The following is a 25,207-nucleotide window of genomic DNA, read 5'->3' on the forward strand; positions in this document are numbered from 1 at the left end:
ACCGCAACAGCGCCAGGGACTTCCGCTCGACAATGTCGCTGAAATAGGAACCGAACGTTTCGGAACGATGGCGGAATTGCCATGCTCACACATGCACGGTGCCATGCGACAGCTCGCCTTCCTCACTGCTGACGAGGAAGGCCGCGGCGAGCAGCGCGGCATAGCAGAACCCCACTATGCACGCGACGACGATGCCGGGCACGGGACCGAGCGATGCTACCCGCATAGCGTCGAGGAACGAGGCGCCGAAGCCGATCGGTGACCCTTCGCGCTGCAGGCTGGGCGTCGTGATCTTCAGCACCCAGGCCAGCATCAGGATCGTGTACATGAAGAGGTAGTTGCGCCGCAGCCGCCGCACCAGCGCCGCACGCTGCGAGATCAGGAAGCGGGGCGAGCGCAAGCCTTCACCGACAATGGCCAGCCAGTTGGAGGCGTAGTCCGGCTGCGGCGAGAAGATTTGCGCGAAGTAATAGCGTTCGAACTGGCGCACCCGGGCCCGGTAGACGTCGAAGAAGCGGTAGCGCCGCGCCTCGATCCACAACAGCAGCGTGATCAAAAGCATGGCGAACAGCAGCACCCCGTGATGGGCGCTGGGCGTCGACAGCGACACCGACAGCATGGCGGCGACGACCGTGATCGCCCAGTTGCTGGTCCGGTCGAGCCGGTCGCGCCAGCCGGCCATGCGGCCGATCTCGGCGCGATGGAAATGCGACATCGTGGTTGCCAGTTCCGATGAGGTGAGCTTCATCGCGAACGCATCCGACGCCCGCGGCGCTGCTGCCGCCTCGGTGGATTTCACGGTCCGGACCTGGGACATCCCCTGCCATGCGCCTCCCGAACGCAGTGGCCGGCCGAAACAAACCGGCCACACCCCGAAAAACACAACGCGCGGCCGGCTGAAACGTTCCAGCGCGGCTCAGAATGTCTGGCGTGGAAAAGATGGGCGACCGACGAGCGGGGGGCGGGGGGTGGGTTTCGCCGGTCACCCAGGACAGGGGGCCATGAATAAAGCAAGCGTAGGCCCTGACCCCACTATGCCATTGGCATGGCTGCGAGAACAGCCCTTCCTCTGCTGCCAGTTCCAGAACGGCCGAACGCGTCTCGCCGCCGCTCGGAGCCGCTGCTTGTCTTCCTCTTACCGCTCGCGCTTGGCGCGGAGCGCTTCAGCCCTTGATGTCCGCGCTCGCTTTGGCGGCTGATACCAACTGGATCGAGGGCCGCTCACCGGGGGTGCTGGTCTTGGCGACGACGACCCGGTCGCGTCCTTCGCCCTTGGCATCGTAGAGCGCGTGATCGGCGGCATTGGTGATTTCTGCCCAGCCCGTGCCATGCTCGGGATAGGCGGCGACGCCGAACGAGACCGTCACGGTGCCCAGTGTGCGACCGCGATGCGTCAGATGCAGCTGCCTGATAGCCTGGCGCAGCGCTTCCGCCCGCTGGGCGCCTTCCTCGAGCGAGCATCCCGGCATGACGATGGCGAATTCCTCGCCGCCATAGCGCGACACGACATCGCTGTCCCTGGCGTGCTCGATCAATGTGGCGGCGACCTGTTTGAGCACGAGGTCGCCGGCTTCGTGGCCGAACGTGTCGTTGAACTGCTTGAAATGATCGACGTCGAGCATGAGGATCGTCAGCGGCTGGGCCGAGCGCTCCATCCGGCGCAGTTCGCGGCTGCTGGTTTCCTCGAGATAGCGCCGGTTGAACAGGCCGGTGTTCGGATCGCGGATCGATTGCTGCCTGAGCGTCTCGCGCAGGCGCAGATTGGCCAGCGCCAATGCCAGCGTGTCGACGACACCGCGCAGGATCTGCTGCCGTTCAGCCAGCCATTGCGGCTTGTCGGCCGCGTTCGGCTCGCACAGATGCAGGATGCCAAGCGTCTCGCCTTGCGCCGCCAGCGGCATGCAGACATAGCCCTTCTTGCCGTTCTCGGTGATATGGGCGCAGCGCGGCGTCAGCATGCCCGGACCGGCGACATGCTCCTGGCCGCGCCGCAGCGCCCAGCAATCCTCGGGCGCAAATTGCGTGACGCTCGACCGGACGTCGCCCCAATGCGCCATCTCCTCGACCAGGTTGCGCGAGGCGCTGGTCAAATGCACGGTTCCGCTCAAGCCGCCCAGGAACTCTGTCATGGCGGTGCCGACCACTGAGAAGGCTTCGGGGAAGGTCACGCAGGCCTGCAGCAGTTCGCCAAGCTTCACCAGGCGGGTCGTGGTTTCCGACTTCTCGTGCAGCTCGCGGTTGAGGATTGCCAGCTGATCGGCACGCTCGTTGACGACCCCTTCGGCGCGGCGCAGCTCGCTGATGTCGTTGAGCGTCAGGACCAGACCGCCGTCGGATCGGCTGAGTGGACTGCAACTGGCGATGACCGGCAGATGCGAGCCGTCGGATTTGGTCAGGCGCACTTCGCCCTGGTGCTGGCGGCCGGTGGCCAAAGCCATTTCGACGGGAGAAGCGCCGGCCGCGAACGCACCGCCTCTCGGGTCGCGCACCGTCAGCACCGCATCCCATTGCTGCCCGACGATCTTGTCGGCGCGCCGCCCGATCATCATTGCGGCCGCCGGATTGGCGCTGGCGATGCGGCCGTCGCCGTCCAGCACCGCTATGCCTTCGGCCGCCGTCTCGACGATATCCTCGATATGCGCCCGCGCCGATGCAAGCTGGTCCGCCATCGTGTTGAACCCATCGGCCAGCTGGCCGAATTCATCCTTGCGGGCATGGCTGATGCGCGTCATGGCATTGCCTTTCGCCAGCGCTTCCATGCCGCGCATCATATCGTTGAGGCCGGCACCGAAACGGCTGAGCAGCATCCATGCAAACCCCACCGCGACCAGCACGGCCGCCGCCGCGCTGAGGCCAACCAGCCAGAGCAGGCTGTTGGTGCGTTGCTCCGCGGCATGCAGAACAGGGTCATATTCCAGCAGCACGGCGCCAATGATCGTATCGGCAGGATATTCGATTGGCACGGCGAGTATGGCGTTCACTTCCTCCGGGTCGACAAATCTGCGCGCAACGCCGTCCTCCAGCGTCTGGCCGATTTCGTTGCCGGGGTCGTGCTCGAATTTGTCGCCGACATGGTGCTCCTCGTCGCCGGCATGGGCGACGACGACCTTGTTGCGGTCGAGGACCAGGAAATCCCGATGCAGGCGGCGGTGCTGGTGCAGCATGAATTGCTTGAGCGCCTCAGGCCGCTCGAACAGCGAAGGCGTCCCGTCGGATGATTTGAAGACAATCGTGTCGGCCAGTTCCTGCGCGACATTGGTTGCTTCGGTCAGTCCCAGATATTTGGTCGCCGCGATCTGCGTGAAGATGGCGACGCCGCCAACCAGGCCGATCAAGGCCGCGGCGCTGACCATGCTGAGGATGATCTGGCTTCTAATGCGCATGGCACGAATCCGCCGGGAATGCCGGCATCCTATGCGCTGGATCGAGCCTGTATTTCATTGTCGATCTTTTATTACCAAATGCTTATTAACGTACTAACGGCGACCAAGCCCCGAAGCCTGTCTCGTAGCGTTTTCATCAAAGACGGGTGATTGCCGACCCGCAGGCCGATAACAAAGGCCGCTCCCTTCCGAAGCGGCCTCGCTATTCTGCCATGTCGCTTTCGGCCGTGTGGGACGGCCTTTTGGGAGTGCCCGACCGTGTCGTCAGCCCGGGCTTCGTGGGACTACCGCAGCCTTGCCGACCGAGGAAAATCCACCACTTCCGCCGCCGGTCGTGTGTACTGGGCAGCAACGATCGCCTCGATCAACAGGTCGAGCGCCGAAAGGGCCTCGCTGCTCGTTTCGTCGTCGCCGCGCAGATAGTGGCAGGCCCGCTCCAGATGCAGGCGAGCGGCGGCAAAGTCGCTTTTCATTAGCTTCTCCTTATTGCCCGCCGTCTAACGAAGATGCGCGACTCGCTTTACCCGAAAGCAAACATCCACAGCCGCATTTGAATCGAATTGTCTCGACGCCGCTTGGTGCGCCGGAGGGTGAGTGACCCGTGCAACCGATGTCGCCTGCAACCGTTGTTGATCGTCATGGGCGTAGCGCGGCGCCCTGGCGAGGAACTGATGTTCGGTGAGACGACGAGCGATGTGCTGCAGCGCTGCCGCTGCCCTGTGGTGCTCATCTCCGACGACCGGCTGCCTCGCGACGACGCCCGCGTGGCCTCGCGCTCCGGCACGGGTTGACAGGGGCGGGCGGCGAGAGGTGTGGCCCTGCCGCACTCACTTACCGTCGAAGAAATTACTAATCGCGGCTTCCAGTTTCTCGATGAATTGGGGGTTGTGGCAGCTTCCCGCCCAGATCATCGCGTTCAGGCGCATATCCCGGTTGAGGAAGTTCACCTTCCTGGTCTCCAGCAGATATTCCGCGATGTCGAAATGCCGTCCCTTGATGGCCTCGATCAGCGCATTGTTGCGCCCGGTCTTGTCCATCAAATTGACGTCGGCGCCATGCTCCACGAGCAGCTTCACGACATCCAGATGCCCGTTCTTGGCGGCTTCGATCAGCGCGGTGCGGCCGTAATAGTCGGCGCGTGCATCGATGTCGATTGCACGATGTTTCACGAGGACCGAGATGGAAGCGTAATGGCCCTTGGCCGCCGCCAGGCTCAACGGCGTGCTCTTCCACTTGTTTCTGGAGTTCACGTCGATTTCGGGGTGCTCGATCAACGCTTCGACCGTCGCCGTGTGGGCATTGAGGGCCGAAAGATGCAGCGCCGACCAGCCGCCTTCGTCCGCCTGATTGATGTCCGCACCGGCCGCCAGTTCCGATTGCACGGCCTCCGCATCGCCTTTCTCTGCGGCGACGAGCAGGCTCGACCACCCCCTGGCGTCTTCGGCTTCCAAGCTTTTGGTCAATGCGGTGGCTCCCGATGCGACTGGCCAGAATACCATACATCGTGCCGGTTTTGGTGGTGTTCGGCAACGGGATCGGCGACAAATCCTGGAGCGATGGCCGCTCCCGCGAGCGGCCATCGCTTTGGCACGCCTATGCCGGCTGCAGTTCTGCCCTGCGCGGCAAAGGAGGAAAGGCGATGGCAATTCCCGCCGCACCCAGTCCGACAAGCGCCGAGCCGATGAACAGCCAGGAGTAGCTGGCATAGGCATCGAACACCATGCCGCCGGCGAGCGGGCCGAAGGCCATGCCGAGGCTGGACAGCATTGTGGCGGCGCCGAGCACCGTGCCGATGATGCGCCCGCCGAAATATTCGCGCGCCAGCACCGCGTAGAGGGGCATCACGCCGCCATAGGTGGCGCCGAAGATGACGGCCAGCACATAGAATTGGTCGAGCTCCCGGACGGCGAGATAGCCGGCGATCACCACGGCCTGGATCGCCAGTCCGGCGACCAGCACCGGCTTGACGCCGAGACGGTCGGCAAGCACGCCATAGAGCAGCCTGCCGCCGAGCCCAGCAAGACCCTCGACGCTGTAGATGGTGACCGCCGCCATCGGGGCGACGCCGCAGAGCATCGCATAGCTGACCATGTGGAAGATCGGGCCGGAGTGCGCGGCGCAGCAGGCAAAGAAGGTGAGGCCGAGCACTATGAACTGCGGCGAGCGCAGCGCCTGGCCAACCGACATGCCGGGATCGTCGGCGGCGGGACCGGCAGCGGCGCCGTCGGCGGCAGTAACGGGGACAGGCGGCTGGCGCACCAGGAAGGCGACCGGCAACAAGAGCACCCAGGCCATCACGCCGATGTCGAACATGGCGGTGCGCCAGTCATAGGCCGTGATCAGCCAGCGCGCGAAGGGCGAGATCGTCATCGGCGCCACACCCATGCCAGCCGAGACCAGCGACACCGCAAGGCTGCGATTGGTGTCAAACCAGGTCGTGGTCAGCGCGATCATCGGCGCGAAGAAGGCACTGGCCGCGAGCCCGACCAGCACGCCATAGGTGATCTGGAACGCCAGCAGCGAGCCGGAGCGGCTGGCCAAGACCATCGCCAGCCCCAGCAGCAGAGTGCCGGCGAAGACGACGGGGCGGGCGCCGACGCGGTCGTAGATGGCGCCCCAGGCAAAACCGCCGAGGCCCATCACCAAAAAATTCAGCGTCATCGCGCTCGATATGCCGGCGCGCGACCACTGCGTGTCGAGCGCCATCGGCTCCAGGAAGATCGCCAGCGAAAACATCACGCCGATGGCGACACAGCTCATCAGCGCGCCAGCCGCGACGATGACCCAACGATAGGAAGGCTTCATGATTGGCTCCCGAAATCAGTTCGATGCGGCGCGACCTCTTTCGTGCCTTGTCGCGCCGCTTGCGTCCGAAGGACGCTGTGGCGGGCGCCGATCCTACAATCCGGTTGCATTTTTTATCCAGTTTGTGCCGCAGCGAAATGCGACAGGTCCTGCGAATTGACCGGACGCCATCCTAACCTAGATTGAAGTCATTGCGATCAGGAGGAGTGAAACAATGGAGCTTCATCGGGGCCGTCTAGTCGACCACATCCAGCTCGTCGTGCGCGATCTGAAGGCGAGTCGACGTTTCTATGGTGCGGTCCTCGACGTGCTGGACATTCCTGTCGGCGGCGAGGCCGAGGACTACTTCTGGGCCGACGAGTTGTTCGTCTCCAGCGCCGACAGCCGCGCCGCACAAGGCGTGCTGACCGGCCGCCACCATCTCGCCTTCCAGGCCAGGGACCGCGCCATGGTCGATACCTGGTACAAGGCCGGACTTGCAGCCGGCGGCCGCGACAATGGCGGGCCGGGCGAGCGTCCCTACCACCCCGGCTACTACGCCGCCTTCCTGCTCGACCCGGACGGCAACAACATCGAGGCGGTGTTCCATGGTGAGGCGAAGCGCAGCGCCGCTTCGGTGGAGATCAATTTCTAGCCGTGCCATCGGTGATCTTGGCACAAGGCGGTCATTGTCGCCGCGTTCGCGCGGCATGCTCGCAGGATTATTCCTTCACCGCGCCGGTCATCGAGGAAACGTAGTGTTCGACGAAGAAGGAATAGAGCACGACCACCGGTAGCGAGCCGATCAGCGCTCCCGCCATCAGCGCACCCCATTCGTAGACGTCGGAGCGGACCAGTTCGGTGAGCACCCCGACCGGCACGGTCTTGTTTTCCGACGACTGGATGAACGTCAGCGCATAGATGAACTCGTTCCAGGACAGGGTGAATGCGAATATGCCGGCGGAAATCAGGCCGGGCACCGAGAGCGGCAGCACGATCTTGGTGAGGATCTGCCACCGGCTCGCCCCGTCGATCAGCGCACATTCTTCCAGCTCGAACGGGATGGAGCGGAAATAGCCCATCAACAGCCACGTGCAGAACGGAACCAGGAAGGTCGGGTAGGTGAGGATGAGCGCAAACGGCGTGTCGTAGAGCCCAAGGTTGAACACCATCACCGACAGCGGAATGAACAGGATCGACGGCGGCACCAGATAGGCGAGGAACACCGCCAGGCCGACCTGCCGCGCCCCGGAAAAGCGCAGCCTTTCGATCGCGTAGGCGGCGAACACCGATGCCAGCAGCGACAGGAAGGTGGCGGCTGTCGAGATGATGATCGTGTTGAGCAGCCAGCCCGGATAGGATGTCTCGAAGAGCAGGTAGCGGATGTGCTCCAATGTCGGATGCACCACCCAGAACGGGTTGAAATTCTGATAGTCGGTCATCTCCAGATTGGGCTTAACCGCGGTGATCGTCATCCAGTAGAACGGGAACAGGAGCACGATGACGAACACCAGCAGCGGCAGATAGACCGTCACCACGCGGCGCGGCAGGCTCTGCAGGTAGCCCATGCCGCCTTCGTCGATTTCCGGGCGCTTGGTTCTCTTTGTCGCGGCCATGTCAGTCTCCGCCGCCTTGCTGCCATTTGCGCCGTTGCAGGCCGAAATAGCTGAACAGGATCGCGGCCAGCAGGAACGGGATCATGGCGACCGCGATTGCCGCGCCTTCGCCAAGCTGGCCGCCGGAAATGCCGCGCTGGAAGGACAGCGTCGCCATCAGGTGGGTGGCGTTCACCGGGCCACCGCGGGTCAGCACATAGATGAGCTGGAAATCGGTGAAGGTGAACAGCACCGAAAACGTCATGGTGATGGCGATGATCGGCGTCAGCAGCGGCAGCGTCACATAGCGGAACAATTGCCAGCGACTGGCGCCGTCGAGCGTGGCCGCCTCGTAGAGGGACTGAGGTATGGTCTGCAGGCCGGCGAGCAGCGTGATGGCGACGAAAGGAATGCCGCGCCAGACATTGGCCGCGATCACCGAGGCGCGCGCGTTTGTCGGGTCGCCGAGGAAATTGATGCGGTGGTCGATCAGGCCCATCTGCTGCAGCGCCCATGACAGGATGGAGAACTGCGAATCGTAGATCCACCAGAAGGCGATGGCCGACAGCACCGTCGGCACCACCCATGGCAGCAGGACGATCGCGCGAAAGAACGACTTGAACGGCAGGTTCTGGTTGAGGATGAGCGCCAGCCAGAGGCCAAGCACGAATTTCAGCAGCGAGGCGCTGATCGTGTAGAGCAGCGTGTTGAAGACGGAGAGCCAGAAGACGCCGTCGCTCCACAGATACTCGTAGTTCTCGACGCCGATGAAGATGCCGGGGCGGCCGATGCGGGCGTCGGTGAAGCCGAGCCAGACGCCGAGCCCGAGCGGATAGGTCAGGAAAACCAAAAGCAGCGCCGCTGCCGGCAGCATGAAGCCGAAGCCAAGCGCGTTATGGCTTTCGGACAGGCGCGAAAGGGTCGACGGACGTGGCTGGACGGCGACTGACGGCACGGCCATGGGAACAGCTCCTCAGGAGGTGGTCGGCCCGGGCGGCCGCCAAGCGATTTCAGGCACCGGACCGGGCAGCGATCGTGCCGCCCGGCTCGGCTGTGCGCTTAAACGCGGTAGTAGCGGTTGGCGCGCTTTTCCGCCTCCTCCATCGCCTCCTGCGGCGTCGCCTGGCCGGTCACCGCCTTGGCGAACATGTCCACCAGCACATAGTCGGCCATGGTCGCCGCCGAGGCATAGCCGAGCGGCCCGGCATAGCCATTGGGACGCAACGTCGCCGAGGCCTTGGCGTAGGCGGCATTGTTCGGATCGGCCGTCCACACCGGATTGTTGTCGAAAGCCTTGAGCGTCTGGCAGCAATAGCCGGCGGACGAGGTGATCCAGTCCGTCATCTGCGGATCCTCGAACATGAACTGCAGGTAGGCCTTGGCTGCATTGGGGTAGGGCGTGTAGTCGAAGATGACGGCGGTGGTCACCTGGAACAGCTCGACCGCTTTTCCAACCGGGCCGATCGGCAGGTTGGTGGTGCGGATGTCCTTGGCGATTTCAGCCAGTTTCGGATCATTGTCCTTGTTGATCTTGGCGGTGTTGTAGGCGGAAATGCCATTGGCGATGACGCCGAGTTCGCCGGCCAGGAAGGCACGGTTGTTGTTGACGTCGAGCCAGCTTTCGGTGCCGGGAATGAAGGTCTTGTAGAGCGCCTGCGCGTACTCGATCGCCTTCAGCGTCTCTGGGCTGTTGATGGTCACCTTGCCGCTCTCGTCGACCATCTGGCCGCCATGGCTCCACAGCAGCCAATGCGCGTAGTTGTTGCCGTCGCCGACGCCATGGCCATGGGTGAAGCCGGCCGGATGGCCCTTCGCCTGCAGCGCCTTGCAAAGTTCGAGGAAGCTCGCCGTGTCCTTCGGAAACTCCGAAAACCCAGCTTCCTTGACCCAGCTTTCCCGGTAGACGATGGCGTTGCCGATGGTGGCCAGCGGCAGGCCGAGGAATTTGCCTTCCCGCGTCGCATACTGCTTCGGTCCGTCGTACCAGCCGCCGTATTTTGTGCCCAGGTGTTCACCCAGTTCCGTCACGTCGTGCAGCTTGTCGGGATACTGATGCGGGTCGTCGAACCAGACGAACATCAGGTCCGGGCCGGAGCCGACATTGGCAGCCACCGCCGCCTTGGGGCGAATATCCTCCCAGCTTTCCTTGTCGACGCGAACCTCGACGCCCGTCGCCTCGGTGAACCGCTTGGTGTTTTTCAGCCATTGGTCCTCGTCGCCCTGGACGAAGGGCGACCAGCGCAGCAACCTGAGCTTGGCGCCGTCCTCGGGCTTGGACTTCAGCCCCTCCTGGGCAAAGGCGGGCGAACCGACGAACCGGCTCCCCAAGGCTCCCGCCGCCACGCCGGCGGTCGTGCGGATCACGTCGCGTCTGGTGAATTTCATGGTCGTTTCCTCCTCTGATGTTTCCTCGCTGTATAAGTCCTACTGCCCGGCGCGGGTTTCCAGCCTCTGCCCGGTTTCGCCGTGAAACAGGTGGATGAGGCCAGGCTCGGCGGTCAGCCGCACGGTCTCGCCCGGCGTGAAGGAATGGCGCTCCCGGAAATTCGCGACGATGTCCTCGCCGCCGGGCGTGCGGCCGATGAGTTGCACCTCCGACCCGGTCGGCTCGACGACCACGACGGTGACTGGAATGCCCTGGTCGGACAGCCTGAGGTGCTCGGGCCGTATGCCCAGCACCACCGGCTCGCCCTTGCCGGTGGAAGGCAGCCTTGCCAACGGCACCGAAATCCCGCCGGCGCCTCGAAAGGACGGCGTGCCGTCGATTGCGATTTCGCCCTTGAGCATGTTCATGGCCGGCGAGCCGATGAAACTGGCGACGAACAGATTGTTCGGCCGGTCGTAAAGTTCCAGCGGCGGCCCGGTCTGCTCGACGATGCCGTCATGCATGACCACGATCTTGTCGGCCATGGTCATGGCCTCGATCTGGTCGTGGGTGACATAGACCGTCGTGGTCTTGAGGCGCTGGTGCAGTTCCTTGATCTCGGCGCGCATCTGGACTCTCAGCTTGGCGTCGAGATTCGAGAGCGGCTCGTCGAACAGGAAAACCGCCGGATCGCGCACGATCGCCCGGCCCATGGCGACACGCTGGCGCTGGCCGCCGGAGAGCTGGCGCGGATAGCGTGCCAGCAACGGCACCAGTCCCAGGATTTCGGCCGCGCGCTTAACGCCGGCGTCGCTCTCCGCTTTCGCGACACCCTTGAGCATCAGCGAGAACGCCATGTTCTCGGCGACCGTCATATGCGGATAAAGCGCGTAGTTCTGGAACACCATCGCAACGTCGCGTTCCTTGGGCGCGACGTTGTTGACGACACGCTCGCCGATCGAGATCTGGCCGCGCGATATCTTCTCCAGGCCGGCAATCATCCTGAGAAGGGTCGATTTTCCGCAACCCGACGGCCCGACCAGAGTGACGAACTCGCCGTCGTCTATATCGACGCTGACGCCGTGCAGGATTTCGACAGTTCCGAATGACTTATAGACTTCGCCAATCGCGACAGACGCCATTTATGACTCCTCCCAACGGTTTCCCGACGCCCCTGAGGAAACCGTTCCAGTCCGCCCGCGACAGCCTCCAGTCCCCTCTGGTCACGCGACAGACTCAGCGACGGTAGCGCTACCAAACCAGCCTGTAAACCCGCGCGGCGCTAAGTGCTTAACTTCGTCATCCGTGTGGTGAATCCGAGTGCAGGCCGATGCTAGTCGCCGTTCACAAACCCCAGCACCAGCTGTTGCAAATTCCCGCCCGGCCCGAACTCAACGCGGTCGAAGTCGCGGCTGGCTTGGCGCTGCGCTTGCGAAAGTTCGGAAAGCCTGGCCGTCAGTTCGGTCCTGATCTTCTTGCAGCCGGGATCGTTAGCGACGGTGAAGCCGATGCTCAGCGCCTCGATCTTTTGCACCATGTCGATGATCTGCCCGCCATGCACCTTTTCATGGGCCGCGAGGCCGGCGGCGAAGGCATCCCAGCGTTTCTGCAACTCCGCTGGCAGGGGCCCGGCGGGCTTGGGCAGCGTGTAGGTGATGATCAGCTTCGGCCGCGCCGTTTTGAGCACGCAGGCACCGCCCTCGGGCCGGTAGTCCCGGGTCCAGGTCAACTTGAAATTGGTATGCGCGATGACGCGGACCTTGTTGCCGACGACGTCCTTGCCGATGAGCGGTCCGCGCTCACCGATCGAGGCATAGAGTTCGGGCGCCGTCTGCCCGGCGATCGCATAGGTCTCGATTTTATCGACCGGCCTCCAGTCGGCATGTGCCGGTGAGGCCGCAAGAACGGCCGCCAGCAAGAGGAAGAGGATGCCAGGTTTCATAGGACCCCGCGACTGGTGCCAATATGGAGCCCGAGTCAGCGGGCGATTTGCCGCCCATCATGCCGGTATATCGGTGTCTCGGCAAAGCCTGTCGCAGGGATGGATCGCTGGTTGCTAGTCGCTCGCCAGCTTTTCCAACGAGGGGCAATGCGGCCGGGGGCCGACAGGGACGATCTCATAGCCGGCGGCGATCAATTGGAGTTTCATCTCGTCGAAATGCCGCTTGGAGCCGCTGACGATGGCGTCAGGCGTATAGTCCCAGCCATTGCGGGCTGCACTAGCCAGGATGTCGGCATAGAGGCGCATGCTGGTGATTTTCACGTTCGATTCCAGCAATTGCCTGCATCCGCTTGCGAATGACGGCGACGCGGAAGAAAAACCCAGGATCGCGCATGCCAGCACTATGGAAACACGTCGCATGGAAACCTCCCTTGATTGCAGCCTGTTGCTGCAAGGGAGTTTGCGCCCTGTGCGCCTGCGGCGGGATCGGCCAGATGCGGTGTTTTGGATCCTGCATTTGTAGTATTTTGCCGCGGCAGGCGTTGATAAGGTGCCTGTCCGCGGGCAGGGGATCGTCATGAACCACAACGCGACACCGGCCACGTCTTCACCGTCCTCGCCGGCGCTGTCCGAGCGCGAGCGTGCGGTGGCGGAGAAATTCGCGGCCGGCCTGACCTATCGCGAGATCGGCGAGGCGCTGTTCATCGCGCCGTCGACGGTGCGCACCCATCTCGCCGCGATCTATGAAAAGCTCGGCGTCCGCAACAAGGTGGCGCTTGCCGCGCATGTCAACCGCGCCGCGGGCGTGGACGTGCCGTCGCTCTTGCCTGACACCAGGCCGGTGCTGGCCGTGTTCCCGATCGAATGTCTGAATTCGGAGGAGCGCTGGCGCCGCTTTGCCGATGGCCTGTCGTCGGACATTACCATCGACCTGGGGCGCTACGCGGATTTGCCGGTCATCGCCTTCCACACCATGAAATCGCTGGGCAGCAAGCCAGCCGACTTCGCCGCCGACGGCAAGGCGCTGGGCGCTACCTATATTCTGTCCGGCCAGCTGCGCGCCGACGACACCCGTATTAGGCTGACCATCGAACTCGCCGATGCGAGGAACGGCGTCAGCCTGTGGAGCGAACGCTACGACCGTCCGGTCGAGGACATCTTCGCGCTGCAGGACAGCCTGACCGAAACCGTCATCAATGTACTCGCCGGCTGTTTCGGAGCGATCGCCACGATCGGGCGCAACGCGGTTCGCCGCAAGCCGCCGGCCAGCCTGCGTGCCTATGATCTTTATCTTCTGGGCGTCGAGCAGCACAACACCTTCAGCCGCGCCGGCAACGCGGAAGCGATCCGGCTGTTCTCACGCGCTCTGGAGCTCGACCCGACCCTGGTCAGGGCCTGGACCGAACTCGCCTACGCCTATTCGATCGAAGCCGGCAATTGTTTTGGCCGCGATCCCAGGGGATCGATCGAGAAATGGCGCGCGGCGGTTGAAAATGCGATCCGGCTCGACCCGTACGACAGCAGCGCCTGCAACTGCCTTGGCGATCTCATGGGATGCCTCGGCGACTTCGACGCGGCCGAGCGCGCCTACCAACGAGTCTACCAGTACGGCTCCAACCACGCCGACACGCTGGCGCTGCTTTCCGGCAGCAAGGCACTGGTCGCCGGCGATCCGGCCGAGGCAATCCCGCTGATGGAGCGCGCCATGCGCCTCAATCCGCTCGCTCCGCCCTGGTATTTCGGCATGTATGGCCGCGTCCTGTTCTGCGCTGGCAGGCACCGGGAAGCCATCGCCGCATTGCGCAGAAGCACACTGGATTCTCCCAATGTGCTGATGTTCCTGGCTTTGGCGCACGCGGCGGCGAGTGAGGACGCCGAGGCGGCCGGATTCGTGGCCCGGCTGCGTGCCGAGTTTCCCGACTTCTCCGTCGAGGGCTTCATCTCGGGCTATCCCGTGACCAACCCGGATGCCGTCAAGGCCATCCGGAACGCCGCGAAGTTGACGAAGCTGGGCTAGGCCAGTGAAGCTGCCAATCTCCCCCGCAAGGGGGGAGATTGCGCGTTCGACCGCTTTGCGCATAGCCTCAGCCCAGCCTGGCGGGAGGAGAATCGCTTGGACACCAATGTCGTCATTGTCGGCGCCGGGCCGGCGGGTCTTGCCGTTGGCGCCTGCCTGAGGCGGGCGGGTGTGGATTTCATCATCCTCGAAAAAGCCCATGAGGTGGCGTCGGCCTGGCGCCGCCACTACCGGCGGCTGCACCTGCATACTGTGAAGTCGTTTTCCTCGCTGCCCTTCGTGCCGTTCCCGCGCGATCATCCGCGCTACGTGCCGCGCGAAAAAGTGGTCGCCTATCTCGACGCCTATGCCGAGCGTTTCGAGCTCCGGCCGCGCTTCGGCGAGACGGTGACGGCGATCCGGCGCGAGAATGGTGGCTTTGTCGTCGAGACCGGATCGGACAGGCTGGCGTCGCGCCATGTCGTCATCGCCACCGGCAACAATGCCGAGCCGATTGTTCCGGACCTCGCCGGCATCGAGGCTTTCAAGGGCAAGGTCCTGCACAGCGCCGACTACACCGAAGCTGCACCGTTTGTTGGCCGCAACGTGCTGATCGTCGGCATGGGCAACACCGGCGCCGAAATCGCGCTCGACCTTGCCGAGTCCGGCGCCCATCCGACGATGTCGGTGCGCAAGGGCGTCCATATCGTGCCGCGGCAATTGTTCGGCGTGCCGATCCAGATGGTCGGCATCGCCAGCCGGCCGATGCCGCAGGCGCTGAACGACTGGATGTTCCCGATCATCCTCGACTTCGCACTCGGCAAGCTCGAGAAATACGGCATCGTCAGGCCGAAGCAAGGCATCCTCAAGCAGGTCGACGCCGGGCGTATCCCGGTCATCGATGTCGGCACGGTGGCGGCGATCAAGTCCGGCAAGATCAGCATAGTGCCCGACATCGCCGGCTTCACCGAGCACGGCGCCTCCTTCACCGATGGGCGGCAGGAGGCGTTCGAAACCGTCATCCTCGCTACCGGCTACCGGCCGGCCTATGACAAATTCCTGCCGGCGGAGCTGCGGCCGGCAAAAAGCGGCGTCAATCCCCGCGCTTCCGAACTCGGCCTCTATCTGGTCGGCTTCCACAACCCGGTCACCGGTCTGCTGCGGGAAATAGGCCGCGAGGCGACCGCGGTGGTGGCCGACATCGAACGGCGGGGCTGAGGCGCCGCCGGCGAGGCCGACCGGGTCGATCCGGCCGTCGCGCTCATCAGCTGCTGCCGGCATTTATCGACAACGCCGACTGGCCGGGCTTTGACGTTACCGAGCGGCTCGGCCTGAGACGCTGGATCGACCGGCCGATCGCCGAATACTCGCTGGGCACGCGGGCCAAGATCGCGATTGCCGCCGCATTGCTCGGTGCGCCGCCGCTGCTCATCTTCGATGAATCGCTAAACGGGATCGATCCGCTCGCCGCCTGGGAGATCAAGCGCATCATCCGCTCCGTGGCCGCAAGCGGCCGCCACGCCGTCATCATCTCCACCCATCTGGTGGAGGCCGTGCCCGGCCTGTGCACCCGCGCCGTGCTTCTGGTCGAGGGTCGTATCGCCCGCCACTGGGACGCCCGGCAACTGGCCGAGGCAAGCAGCGGCGCCTTCGAGGCTGAAGTCATGGTCGCACTAAGAGCCGGCGCATCCGCACCGGCGTGAAGCGTGCCGAACCGGAGGCCAATCAGTCCGCAATGGTACGGATCGCTTCGCGGCCAGCCTCATCCAGCAGCCACTGCCGCACAGCTTGCGTCGGTTCGGGGTGACGCTGCTTTCTCGGTACCACGACGTGGAAATCATAGGTGCCGCGCATTTCGGCGCTGACCGGCTGGACCAGCCGGCCGGCCGCGATGTCGGCCGCGACGAGGAAGCGGCTGGCCAGCGCGATGCCCTGGCCGGCGATGGCCGCATCGATGGCAAGGCCAGTCTGGTTGAAGCGCATGCGTTTGGCTTCCGTCGCCATCTTCAGGCCGAGCGCCCGTTCCATGAATTCCGGCCACAGATTATGCGCATCGTGCATCAGGACATGATGCTGGATGTCGGCCGGCGCGATCCCGCCAACACCGGGCGGCAGCAGGGCAGGACTGCACACGGCGATGATCTGCTGCGGGAACAACAGGTCGACGATGAGGCCCGGGCCGAACGGCGGCTGTCCCTGCCGCACCGCGATGTCGACGCCGTCGGCTTGGAAACTCGACAGGCTTTCGCTGGCCAGGATGCGCAGGTCGACCAGCGGATTGTGCGCCACGAACTCCGGCAGTTTCGGGATCAGCCATTTGGTGGCGAAGCTCGGCGTGACGCTGATCGTCAGCCGCGCCGGTTCCGGCCGCAGCAGCGCCGTTGCTTCCGAGATCAGCTCGAAGGCGCGGCGGATGTTGGGCACATAGGCACGGCCCTCGTCGGTCAGCGCCAGGCGCGCGGCAGCCGCTCGAACAGCTTTGCGCCAAGGCTGGCCTCCAGCCCGCGCTACCGCGCCCTGGGTCACGTTGAGCTCATGCGCGGCGAGGCGGAAGTTGAGGTGCCGCGCCGACGCCTCGAAGGCGCGAAGCGCATTGAGCGGCGGCAGGCGAAGGAAGGCTTCGGGCATCGAGCAGTTTTTCTACAGTCTGATTTCAGGCTTTCTGGTTCGAGCCAGAGGTGAAAAACGGATATATCATGGCGGAGACATCGAGGGTATTGCGGCGAGCCGCTCAGGAAGGGCAAAAAATGAGTGTAGAAAAAGTAGCAGTAATCGTTGCGGGCGGCAGCGGGATGGGTGCGGCGGCGGCCAAGCGCATGGCAGCGGACGGCTTCAAGGTCGCCATTCTGTCCTCGTCCGGCAAGGGCGAGGCGCTGGCCAAGGAGCTTGGCGGCCTCGGCGTCACCGGTTCCAACCAGTCGAATGAGGATCTGCAGCGTCTTGTCGACCTGACGCTCGAGCGCTTCGGCCGCATCGACGTGCTGGTCAACAGCGGCGGGCACGGGCCGCGCGCGCCGATCCTCGAGATTACCGACGAGCAATGGCACACCGGCATGGATGTCTACCTTCTGAACGTCATCCGGCCGGTGCGCATCGTTGCACCGCAGATGGTCAAGCAAAAGGCCGGTGCCATCGTCAACATCTCGACCGCATGGGTGATCGAGCCGAGCCCGATGTTCCCGACCTCGGCCGTGTTCCGCGCCGGCCTTGCCGCCTACACCAAGATCTTTGCCAACACCTACGCCGCCGACAATGTGCGCATGAACAACGTACTGCCTGGCTGGATCGACAGCCTGCCGGCCACCGAGGAGCGCCGCGACAGCGTGCCGATGCAGCGCTACGGCACCAGCGAAGAGGTTGCCGCGACCATCGCCTTCCTCGCCCCCGAAGGTGCGGGCTACATCACCGGCCAGAACTTCCGCGTCGACGGCGGCGTCATCCGCGCGATCTGACTGCCGGGCGCACGAGGCGCCGGTTCCGTTCGGCACCGGCAAATGTCGAACTGGTGGTTGCCGGCACGAAGCCGAGACCCAGATACCATCCCGTGGCAGATCTATCCCGATGCCGGTCTCCGGCTGAGCGTCCCACGGCGTCGCACCGGCACTTTTGCATCGGGCACGGAGGACACCATGACACGCAACGACATCATTTCGGTTCTGGGGCCTGTGGACGAAGCCGTCATCGCCGACATCGCGCTGACCGGTGCCAGCCTCGAGGAATTGCGCGAAGCCTTCGCCTGGATCGGCGCCGACGAGGCGCTGGTCAACGAGGGCCATCCCTTGCCGGACGCAAGGGTGGTGCGGCTGATCGAGATTCTCGAAGTGCCTGAGGACGAGGATGGGCCAAGGGCACCGGCGGCGCAGGAGTTTGGTGAGTAGGGCAGTAGGCAGTAGGGCAGTAGGGATGCGCCACCTTGCTTTTTCCTACTGCCTACTCCCTACTGCCTCACATTCCCCTATTCCCTCTTTACGCCCTCGACAGCACCCTGCGCATGATCAGCGAGGCGTGGCCGCCCACGCCATGCGCAGCCGCCCGCTTCTCGACCACTTCGAAGCCGTGCTTGCGGTAGAAGGCGATGGCTCGGTCGTTGCCTTCGATCACCTCCAGCGCAATGCTCGCAATACCCGCATGGGCGGCAAGCACCGCATGCAGCATGTCGGTCGCCAGCCCCGAGCCGAATTCGCTCTTGTCGACGTGCAGCCGGTCGAGCATGACGTCGCCCTTTTCGTCCATCGCCGCCATCGCGTAGCCGGCGATCGAGCCGTCGGGCCGTTCAGCCACGAAGGACATCTTGTTGTCGTCCCGGAGTTCCGCCGCCAGCCGCTCCGGCGAATGCTTGTCGTCCGACAGCCGTGCCGTGGTCTCGGCACCCATGATCGGCGAGTAGGTGCGGCGCCAGGAGTCTCCCAGCAGCCTTGATGCCGACGCCACGTCCTGTTCGGTCATCGCCCTGATCCGGTTCATCGCCAACTCCTGTCCTGGGGTGGCCTCGAAATTCACCGCCTCAAGCGCGACCAGCCCGGCGAAGCTAGCCAAGGGCAGGGGATCTCGCAAGAACCGTGACGCAGCCGCACAGCGCCGAATCTGCCAATCTCCCCGACAAAGGGACAGCGCACGGCGCGCGCCGTTCGTTTCTTGAAATAATAACTTTACAAAAATTCATAATTATGTGAAGTAACGCAACCGAAAGGCCATCCATGACATCGCACCGCTTTGCCACCCGTCTGAATTCCTTTGCCTCGCGGCCCGAGGCAGAATGGCCCGGCCTTGCCGGCAAGCCGTCGCTGATGCAGATGGCGGCGCGCGCGGCCAAGGTCGAAGGACTCACCGACCTAGACCTCAACTTTCCCGACCATATCGGTGAAAAGCCAACAGAAATTGCTCGGAAACTGGGCGATATCGGGCTTTCCATCAATGGCTTCGCCATGCGCTACTACTCCAATCCGGCTTTCAAGCTCGGCGCCTTCACCAATCCGGACCCGGCGGTGCGCCGCGAAGCCATCGACCTGACAAAGGCCGGCATCGACGCAGCGCGTGAAGCCGGCGCCAGTCTGATGACGCTGTGGCTCGGGCAGGATGGCTTCGATTATGCCTTCCAGGCCGACTATGCGACACTCTGGCAACACGAAATCGATGGGATTCGTGAAGTTTCGGCGCATGATCCCGGTTGCCAGATCAGTCTGGAATACAAGCCGAACGAGCCGCGCTCTTACTCGCTGATGCCGGACGCTGCGACGACCTTGCTGGCGATCCGCGATGTCGGCCTGCCCAATCTCGGCGTCACGCTCGACTTCGCCCATGTGCTCTATGCCGACGAACAGCCGGCCTTCGCCGCCGCGCTCATTGCCCGCCACAGCAAGTTGCTCGGCGTCCATCTCAACGACGGCTACGCCAAGCGTGACGACGGCCTGATGGTCGGCGCTGTGCACACGTTGCAGACGATCGAATTGCTGCGTCAGATCCATCGGGACGGCTACGCCGGCGCCATCTATTTCGACACATTCCCCGACATGACCGGGCTCGATCCGGTGCGCGAGTGCGAGGTCAACATCGCCACCGTCAAGCGCATGCTCGGCGTCGTCGAGCGCCTCGAGAAGGACAACCGCCTGTCCGCCGCCGTCGCAAGCCAGGATGCCGTCACCTCGCAGGCCATCGTCCAGGAAGCCATGCTTGGGCGCGACACGCCCGGAGTCACCTGAAGCGCCCGGCGTCGCCATACGCCGTTTTTCACCAAGGGAGGAATGCCATGAAACTTCTGCTTGCCGCCGCCACCGCTGCCCTGATGGCTTTGTCCATCGGCTCGGCCTTTGCCGCCGACCTTGCGCCGCTCAACTCCGATACAGAGAAGGACCGCATCGACTGGTCGCAGCTGGAAGCAAAGTTCGGCGCGTTCCCCAAATTGCCCGACGGCACCAAGGCCGGCGCCGTCTCCAAGACGCTGACCAACGAATACTGGCGCTCGCTGGGCGAGGGCTACAAGGCATTCGGCGACCGCGTCGGCGTGCCGGTCGTCTATCAGGCGGCGCAAAGCGAGGGCGACCAGCTCGGACAGCTAACCATCGCCGAGGGCTTGGTGACGCAGGGCTACAATGTGCTGCTCGTCTCGCCGCAGACCGACTCCAATCTGCAGCCGATCATGGAACAGGCCAAGGCAGCCAATGTGCCGGTCGTCAACGTCAATGACGCCGTCATCCCGCAGGCCGAGCACTATGTCGGCAATGTCCAACGCGACAATGGCGTGCGCGTCGCCAAATGGTTCATCAAGAACCGGCCGAATGGTGGCAAGGTCGCCATCGTCGAGGGCCAGGCCGGCGTCTATGCCGCTGTCCAGCGCACCGACGGCTTCAAGACCACCATCACCGAAGGAGGCAAGTTCGAGGTCGTCGCCAGCGTGCCCGGCAACTGGGACCGCCAGACCTCCTATGATGCGGCCACCAACATCCTGCAGCAGCACCCCGACCTGATCGGCTTCTACGCCAACAATGACGGCATGGCGCTGGGCATCGTCGAGGCGGTCAAGGCGGCCGGCCTGCAGGACAAGGTCGCCGTGTTCGGCACAGACGGCATATCCGACGCCTATGCCTCGATCCGCGCCGGCGAATTGACCGGCACTGTCGACAGCTTCCCGGTGCTGACCGGCGAGGTGGCGCTGGAAACGGCGCTGCGTCTCGTCGCCGGGCAGAAGCTGCCGCGCGTCGTCGCCACGCCGCAGGCGCTGATCACCAAGGATAATGCCGACCGCTATTCCGGCCCCGATGCACGCAAGGCATTGCTCGAGGACGCGGCCGTCGGCCAGTAGCACAAAAGACAGGGCGAGGCGGCGGGTGTCGGCAGAGCATTTTCGCTCGGCTGACACCTTGCCCGGAGAATGGAACCAATGTCACCCCGGCTGCAATTCGCAGGTATCTCCAAGCTGTTTCCTGCCGTGCGGGCCCTCGACGACGTGTCCTTCTCGGTCGGCGCCGGCGAGATCCATGGCCTGCTTGGCGAGAACGGCGCCGGCAAGTCGACGCTACTGCGCATCCTGTCGGGGGTCTACCGACCGACAGCGGGAAGCGTGCTGATCGACGGCCAGCCAGTGACGCTGAACAACCCGGTCGCGGCGCGCGCCGCCGGTGTCGCCATGATCCATCAGGAACTGCAGCAGGTGCCGCGCCTCAGCGTCGCCCAGAACATGTTTCTCGGCCATCCGCTGACCCGTGGCGGCATCTTTGTCGCCAGAGGCGAGCAGGAACGCCGCGCCGCTGAAGCCCTTGCCGCCCTCGACCCATCTATCGATCCGGCCGCCCCGCTCGGCAGCCTGAAGGTGGCGCAGCGGCAGATTGTCGAGATCGCCCGCGCTCTGCTCGATCGCGCCAGGATCGTCGCCATGGACGAGCCGACATCGAGCCTGACGCCGAGCGAATTCGAGCGCCTGGCCGAGGTCATCGTCGGCCTTGCCCGCGACGGCGTCGCGGTCGTCTATGTCTCGCACAAGCTGGACGAGGTGTTCGGCATCTGCAAGCGCGCCACCATCATGCGCGATGGTGGCGTGGTCGATTCCGTTGATCTCGCGCAGGTGTCGGAAAAATCCGTCGTCGCCATGATGGTGGGCCGCGAGCTTGCCCAGGAACAGCACCGTTCTCATGCCACCGGCGATGTCAGGCTCAGCGTGCGCGGGCTCGCCTCGGCGACCAAGGTGCACGACGTGTCCTTGAACCTCAATCGCGGCGAGGTGCTGGGCATTGCCGGCCTGGTCGGCTCGGGCCGCACCGAGTTGCTGCGGCTCTTGGCCGGCACCGACCGTGCGTCGTCCGGTACCATCGAGATCGACGGCAAGGCGGTCAGGTTTTCCGGCCCGCGCGACGCCATCGCCGCCGGCATCGGCCTGGTGCCGGAGGAGCGCAAGCGCGAAGGCATCGTGCCGTTGCGCTCCATCACCAGCAACATGGCGTTGGCCTCGATGGGCGTGTTCGCGCCGCGCGGCGTCATCGATCATCGCCGCCTGAAACGGGTGGCGGCCGAGAAGATGAAGCGGGTCAATCTCAGGCCGTTCCTGCTCGACCGGCCGATCCGTCTGTTCAGTGGCGGCAACCAGCAGAAGGCGATCATCGGCCGCTGGCTCGCGGCAGGGACCCGCATCCTTCTGTTCGACGAGCCGACGCGCGGCATCGATGTCGGCGCCAAGGCGGAGATCTACCACCTGATCGAGGAGCTCGCCGCCGAGGGCCATTCGGTTGTCGTCGTGTCTTCCGAACTGCCCGAGGTGATCCGGCTTGCCGACCGCGTGCTGGTCATGCGCGACGGCACGGTTGCTGCCGAGCTCGACCGGGCAAGTCTCAGCGAACAGGCGATCGCGGCGCATGCCATACCACAAACGCAAATGCAGGTCGGCAAAACCGGACCGCAGGCAAGGCAGTAGATGACGGACATATCGGAAAATACAGCAACGCGGCCCAAGGCGGATTTCCTGCACCGGTTTTCCATGCGCGACGCCGGCACGCTGATCGGCCTGATCGTCATCCTCGCCGTCTTCGGCGCGCTGGTGCCGGGCTTCTTCGCCGAGCGCAATTTGATCAACATCCTGCAGCAGTCGAGCATCAACGCTTGCCTGGCGCTGGGCATGACGCTGGTCATCATCTCCGGCGGCATCGACCTGTCCGTCGGGCCGACAGCTGCACTTTCGGCGGTCATCTCGGCCTCGATGCTGGTCGCGGGCGTGCCGTTTCCGCTCGCCATCGTCTCGAGCTTCGCCGTCGGCCTTGCCTGCGGCCTGCTCAACGGCGTGCTCGTCGCCCATGTCGGGCTGCAACCCTTCATCGTCACGCTGGGAACGCTCAGCACCTACCGGGCGCTGGCGCTGATCTACACCGGCGGCAATCCGGTACTCGGCCTGCCGGCCGGCTTCCGCTCCATCTTCAACGGCTCGCTGTTCGGCCTGCCGCTAGCGGTCGTCATCGTCGCCGTCGTCGCGCTGGTCGCCTGGATCATCCTCAAGAAGACGCCTTTCGGCGAATATCTGCTCGCCGTCGGCGGCAATGAGGAGGCCGCCTATATCGCCGGCGTACCGATCGCCCGCACCAAGATCGCCGCCTACATGATATCGGGACTTCTGGCGGCCCTTGCCGCGCAGATCCTGATCGGCCGGCTGGGGGCGGCCGAACCCATTCTCGGCAATCTGTGGGAGCTTGACGCGATTGCCGCGGCCGCTATCGGAGGCGCCTCGCTGATGGGCGGCAAGGGCAGCGTCGTCGGCACCATTCTGGGCGCCGTCATCCTCGGCGCCATGCGCAACGGCCTGACGCTGATGAACGTCCAGTCCTTCTATCAGCTGCTTGCAACTGGCCTTATAATCCTCGCCGCGATGCTTATCGATCGCGTGACGAGGGGACGTGGATGACCTTGAGCAGCCTGGATCTGAAAGCCGTAGGACCGCGCATCCGCATGATGATGCCGCATCTGACCCCGCTGGAGGCGAAGGTGGTGGAGACCGTCTTCGGCCGGCGCGGCTTCGACGACACCATTCCGCTGAAGCAGATCGCCGAGGAGGCCGGCGTGTCGGAGGCGATGGTGGTCAAGATCGCCAAGAAGCTCGGCTTTTCCGGCTATCGCGACTTCCGCACCGCCGTCTACGAGTACAGCCGCCTGCCGACCGCCGAGATGCATCAGGAACTGTCGGCCGACGACAGCTCGGCCGAGATCGTGCAAAAGGTGTTCCGCACATCGATCCACGCGCTGGAGGAGACGCTGGCCATCCTCGACATGGAGGATTTCGACCGCGCCGCCGATCTGCTCTACAGGGCGAAGAACCGCGACTTCTACGGTGTCGGCGGTTCGGCTCAGATCGCCCGCGACGTGTCGCACAAATTCCTGCGCATCGGAATCCGCGCCTCGGTCTACGACGACTCCCACATGATGCTGATGTCGGCCTCGCTGCTCGGCGCGGACGACGTCGCCGTCGGCTTCTCGCATTCCGGCAACACGTCAGCCGTCATCGACGCCATCCAGCTTGCCAGGAAGAGCGGCGCCCGTACTTTAGCCATCACCAATTACGACAATTCGCCGCTGGCCCAGATTGCCGACATCGTGCTGTGCTCGACGGCGCAGGGCTCGCCGCTGATGGGCGAGAACGCGGCCGCGCGCATTGCCCAACTCAACATCCTCGACGCGCTGTTCGTCGCGGTCGCGCAGCGCGACTACCAGGCGGCGGAGCGCAATCTCGGCCGCACCATGTCGGCAGTGACATCGAAACGAAAAGACCGGGGCACATGACGCCGTCGACAACGCCGCTGGTCACCGTGTTCGGCAGCCTGCATTACGACATCATGGTCGATGCTCCCGACCGCCCGCGCAAGGGCGAGACGGTGACCGGCCATGCCTGGCACCCCAAATGTGGTGGCAAGGGCGGCAACCAGGCGGTGTCGGCGGCGCGGGCCGGCGTGCGTGCGGCGATGATCGGCGCCGTCGGGGACGACGATTTCGGCAGGGCGCTACTCACCAATCTCGACCGCAACGGTGTCAACCGCCGCTTCGTGCGGATCGAACCCGGCGCCGGCTCCGGCATGAGTGTCGCGATCTTTGACGCGAGCGGCGACTATGGCGCGGTGATCGTCTCGGGCAGCAATCTCACTCTGGGCGAACAGGACATCGCCGCCGCCCGCACAACGATCGCCGAAACCTCGGTGCTGTTGTTGCAGAACGAGGTGCCGGAAGCCGCCAACATCGCCGCCGCCTGCGCCGTGAAGTCATCCGGCGGCCGTATCGTTCTTAACGCCGCCCCGGCCCGCGAACTGTCGGGCGAATTGATCGCGCTTGTAGACATCGTCATCGTCAACGCCATCGAGGCGGAATTCCTGGCCGGTGTGCCGGTCGTCGACACGCTCGACGGCGCCGCCGAAGCGGCGCGCCGGCTTGCCAATGTCTATCCCGCCGCGATCGTCACCGCCGGCGGGGACGGGGTCGCCTATTGCGACCGAACGGGTGAGGCCCTCGCGCTGGCGGGCATTCCGGTGAAGGTCGTCAGCACCCATGGCGCCGGCGACGAGTTCGTTGGAGCGTTTGCGACGGCACTTGCTCGTGGAGAACCTGTGCAAGCAGCGATCACTGCCGCCAATGAAGCCGCGGCGCGGCTCGTGGCGACCCCGGAAGGGGAGCGGTGAGGGA

Annotated in this window: 26 protein-coding genes and 1 pseudogene; 14 read left to right on the forward strand and 13 right to left on the reverse strand. The window is 64.4% G+C overall.

Translation table 11 applies throughout. The features are described from left to right. Nucleotides 1-85 precede the first annotated feature (85 nt). The 3 genes from DH08_RS23670 to DH08_RS23680 all read right to left on the reverse strand — a co-directional run bounded on the left by DH08_RS23670 (nucleotide 86) and on the right by DH08_RS23680 (nucleotide 3,856). Nucleotides 86-817 (reverse strand): DUF2270 domain-containing protein, encoded by a 732-nt coding sequence (locus tag DH08_RS23670; protein WP_192181577.1) that lies wholly within the window; start codon nucleotides 815-817, stop codon nucleotides 86-88. Nucleotides 818-1,163: 346 nt separating this feature from the next. Beyond that, nucleotides 1,164-3,383, reverse strand: a complete 2,220-nt coding sequence (locus tag DH08_RS23675) for a sensor domain-containing diguanylate cyclase (RefSeq protein ID WP_192181578.1) — start codon at nucleotides 3,381-3,383, stop codon at nucleotides 1,164-1,166. A gap of 284 nt (nucleotides 3,384-3,667) precedes the next feature. Continuing rightward, a complete protein-coding gene (locus DH08_RS23680) occupies nucleotides 3,668-3,856 on the reverse strand; it encodes a hypothetical protein (protein ID WP_192181579.1) in 189 nt (62 codons plus the stop codon). A gap of 165 nt (nucleotides 3,857-4,021) precedes the next feature. Here DH08_RS23680 and DH08_RS37205 point away from each other — a divergent pair, with 165 nt between their 5' ends. After that, the gene (locus DH08_RS37205; protein ID WP_345892441.1) at nucleotides 4,022-4,174 is read left to right on the forward strand and encodes a hypothetical protein; all 153 of its coding nucleotides are present in this window, start codon (nucleotides 4,022-4,024) and stop codon (nucleotides 4,172-4,174) included. 36 nt (nucleotides 4,175-4,210) lie between these two features. Here the strand turns inward: DH08_RS37205 and DH08_RS23690 are convergent, their stop codons facing one another. After that, nucleotides 4,211-4,846, reverse strand: coding sequence for an ankyrin repeat domain-containing protein (locus DH08_RS23690; protein WP_192181580.1), 636 nt, complete (start codon nucleotides 4,844-4,846; stop codon nucleotides 4,211-4,213). A gap of 130 nt (nucleotides 4,847-4,976) precedes the next feature. Beyond that, nucleotides 4,977-6,188: an MFS transporter gene (locus tag DH08_RS23695; protein ID WP_192181581.1), complete on the reverse strand. Its 1,212-nt coding sequence runs from the start codon at nucleotides 6,186-6,188 to the stop codon at nucleotides 4,977-4,979. A 214-nt stretch (nucleotides 6,189-6,402) separates the two neighbouring features. Between DH08_RS23695 and DH08_RS23700 the strand changes: the two genes are divergently transcribed. Then, nucleotides 6,403-6,822: a VOC family protein gene (locus DH08_RS23700; protein WP_192181582.1), complete on the forward strand. Its 420-nt coding sequence runs from the start codon at nucleotides 6,403-6,405 to the stop codon at nucleotides 6,820-6,822. Nucleotides 6,823-6,889: 67 nt separating this feature from the next. Here the strand turns inward: DH08_RS23700 and DH08_RS23705 are convergent, their stop codons facing one another. The 6 genes from DH08_RS23705 to DH08_RS23730 form a co-directional block, all read right to left on the reverse strand. Then, nucleotides 6,890-7,783 (reverse strand): carbohydrate ABC transporter permease, encoded by an 894-nt coding sequence (locus tag DH08_RS23705; protein ID WP_192181583.1) that lies wholly within the window; start codon nucleotides 7,781-7,783, stop codon nucleotides 6,890-6,892. A gap of 1 nt (nucleotide 7,784) precedes the next feature. Continuing rightward, nucleotides 7,785-8,636, reverse strand: coding sequence for a carbohydrate ABC transporter permease (locus DH08_RS23710; protein WP_425277685.1), 852 nt, complete (start codon nucleotides 8,634-8,636; stop codon nucleotides 7,785-7,787). Between the two features lie 185 nt (nucleotides 8,637-8,821). After that, a complete protein-coding gene (locus DH08_RS23715; protein ID WP_192181585.1) occupies nucleotides 8,822-10,147 on the reverse strand; it encodes an ABC transporter substrate-binding protein in 1,326 nt (441 codons plus the stop codon). A gap of 39 nt (nucleotides 10,148-10,186) precedes the next feature. After that, nucleotides 10,187-11,269: an ABC transporter ATP-binding protein gene (locus DH08_RS23720; protein WP_192181586.1), complete on the reverse strand. Its 1,083-nt coding sequence runs from the start codon at nucleotides 11,267-11,269 to the stop codon at nucleotides 10,187-10,189. Nucleotides 11,270-11,460: 191 nt separating this feature from the next. After that, entirely contained in the window at nucleotides 11,461-12,069 is a 609-nt protein-coding gene (locus tag DH08_RS23725; RefSeq protein WP_192181587.1) for a DUF922 domain-containing Zn-dependent protease, read from the reverse strand. A gap of 114 nt (nucleotides 12,070-12,183) precedes the next feature. Then, entirely contained in the window at nucleotides 12,184-12,390 is a 207-nt protein-coding gene (locus DH08_RS23730; protein WP_192181588.1) for a hypothetical protein, read from the reverse strand. On the opposite strand from DH08_RS23730, the gene DH08_RS23735 reads away from it, so the two are divergent. The 4 genes from DH08_RS23735 (at nucleotide 12,374) to DH08_RS23750 (ending at nucleotide 15,768) form a co-directional block, all read left to right on the forward strand. After that, entirely contained in the window at nucleotides 12,374-12,592 is a 219-nt protein-coding gene (locus DH08_RS23735; RefSeq protein WP_192181589.1) for a hypothetical protein, read from the forward strand. The two genes, DH08_RS23730 and DH08_RS23735, sit on opposite strands and share 17 nt — an antisense overlap. 54 nt (nucleotides 12,593-12,646) lie before the next feature. Continuing rightward, nucleotides 12,647-14,086, forward strand: a complete 1,440-nt coding sequence (locus DH08_RS23740) for a LuxR C-terminal-related transcriptional regulator (protein WP_192181590.1) — start codon at nucleotides 12,647-12,649, stop codon at nucleotides 14,084-14,086. Between the two features lie 96 nt (nucleotides 14,087-14,182). Then, entirely contained in the window at nucleotides 14,183-15,283 is a 1,101-nt protein-coding gene (locus DH08_RS23745; protein WP_192181591.1) for a flavin-containing monooxygenase, read from the forward strand. A 65-nt stretch (nucleotides 15,284-15,348) separates the two neighbouring features. Then, nucleotides 15,349-15,768, forward strand: coding sequence for an AAA family ATPase (locus DH08_RS23750; RefSeq protein ID WP_345892442.1), 420 nt, complete (start codon nucleotides 15,349-15,351; stop codon nucleotides 15,766-15,768). Between the two features lie 22 nt (nucleotides 15,769-15,790). Here DH08_RS23750 and DH08_RS23755 read toward each other — a convergent pair. After that, a pseudogene (locus DH08_RS23755) lies at nucleotides 15,791-16,693 on the reverse strand (LysR substrate-binding domain-containing protein). Between the two features lie 119 nt (nucleotides 16,694-16,812). Between DH08_RS23755 and DH08_RS23760 the strand changes: the two are divergent. Both DH08_RS23760 and DH08_RS23765 read left to right on the forward strand, forming a co-directional pair. After that, nucleotides 16,813-17,517: an SDR family oxidoreductase gene (locus DH08_RS23760; RefSeq protein ID WP_192181592.1), complete on the forward strand. Its 705-nt coding sequence runs from the start codon at nucleotides 16,813-16,815 to the stop codon at nucleotides 17,515-17,517. Between the two features lie 177 nt (nucleotides 17,518-17,694). Continuing rightward, on the forward strand, nucleotides 17,695-17,943 hold the full coding sequence (locus DH08_RS23765; RefSeq protein WP_192181593.1) for a hypothetical protein: 249 nt from the start codon (nucleotides 17,695-17,697) through the stop codon (nucleotides 17,941-17,943). Between the two features lie 88 nt (nucleotides 17,944-18,031). Here the strand turns inward: DH08_RS23765 and DH08_RS23770 are convergent, their stop codons facing one another. After that, nucleotides 18,032-18,601, reverse strand: a complete 570-nt coding sequence (locus DH08_RS23770; protein WP_246800975.1) for a GNAT family N-acetyltransferase — start codon at nucleotides 18,599-18,601, stop codon at nucleotides 18,032-18,034. 161 nt (nucleotides 18,602-18,762) lie between these two features. Here DH08_RS23770 and DH08_RS23775 point away from each other — a divergent pair, with 161 nt between their 5' ends. The 6 genes from DH08_RS23775 (at nucleotide 18,763) to DH08_RS23800 (ending at nucleotide 25,203) form a co-directional block, all read left to right on the forward strand. After that, on the forward strand, nucleotides 18,763-19,764 hold the full coding sequence (locus DH08_RS23775; protein ID WP_192181594.1) for a sugar phosphate isomerase/epimerase family protein: 1,002 nt from the start codon (nucleotides 18,763-18,765) through the stop codon (nucleotides 19,762-19,764). Between the two features lie 47 nt (nucleotides 19,765-19,811). After that, nucleotides 19,812-20,864 (forward strand): sugar ABC transporter substrate-binding protein, encoded by a 1,053-nt coding sequence (locus tag DH08_RS23780; protein WP_006206470.1) that lies wholly within the window; start codon nucleotides 19,812-19,814, stop codon nucleotides 20,862-20,864. Nucleotides 20,865-20,942: 78 nt separating this feature from the next. After that, nucleotides 20,943-22,466 (forward strand): sugar ABC transporter ATP-binding protein, encoded by a 1,524-nt coding sequence (locus DH08_RS23785; protein WP_192181595.1) that lies wholly within the window; start codon nucleotides 20,943-20,945, stop codon nucleotides 22,464-22,466. Next, complete coding sequence (locus DH08_RS23790; RefSeq protein WP_192181596.1) at nucleotides 22,467-23,444, forward strand: ABC transporter permease; 978 nt, start codon at nucleotides 22,467-22,469, stop codon at nucleotides 23,442-23,444. Then, nucleotides 23,441-24,316: a MurR/RpiR family transcriptional regulator gene (locus tag DH08_RS23795; protein WP_192181597.1), complete on the forward strand. Its 876-nt coding sequence runs from the start codon at nucleotides 23,441-23,443 to the stop codon at nucleotides 24,314-24,316. Before DH08_RS23790 ends, DH08_RS23795 begins: the two co-directional genes overlap by 4 nt. Then, entirely contained in the window at nucleotides 24,313-25,203 is an 891-nt protein-coding gene (locus DH08_RS23800; protein WP_192181598.1) for a ribokinase, read from the forward strand. The genes DH08_RS23795 and DH08_RS23800 overlap by 4 nt, the downstream gene beginning before the upstream one ends. Nucleotides 25,204-25,207 lie beyond the last annotated feature (4 nt).

This window comes from Mesorhizobium amorphae (assembly GCF_014843845.1).
Classification (GTDB): Bacteria; Pseudomonadota; Alphaproteobacteria; order Rhizobiales; family Rhizobiaceae; genus Mesorhizobium; species Mesorhizobium amorphae_A.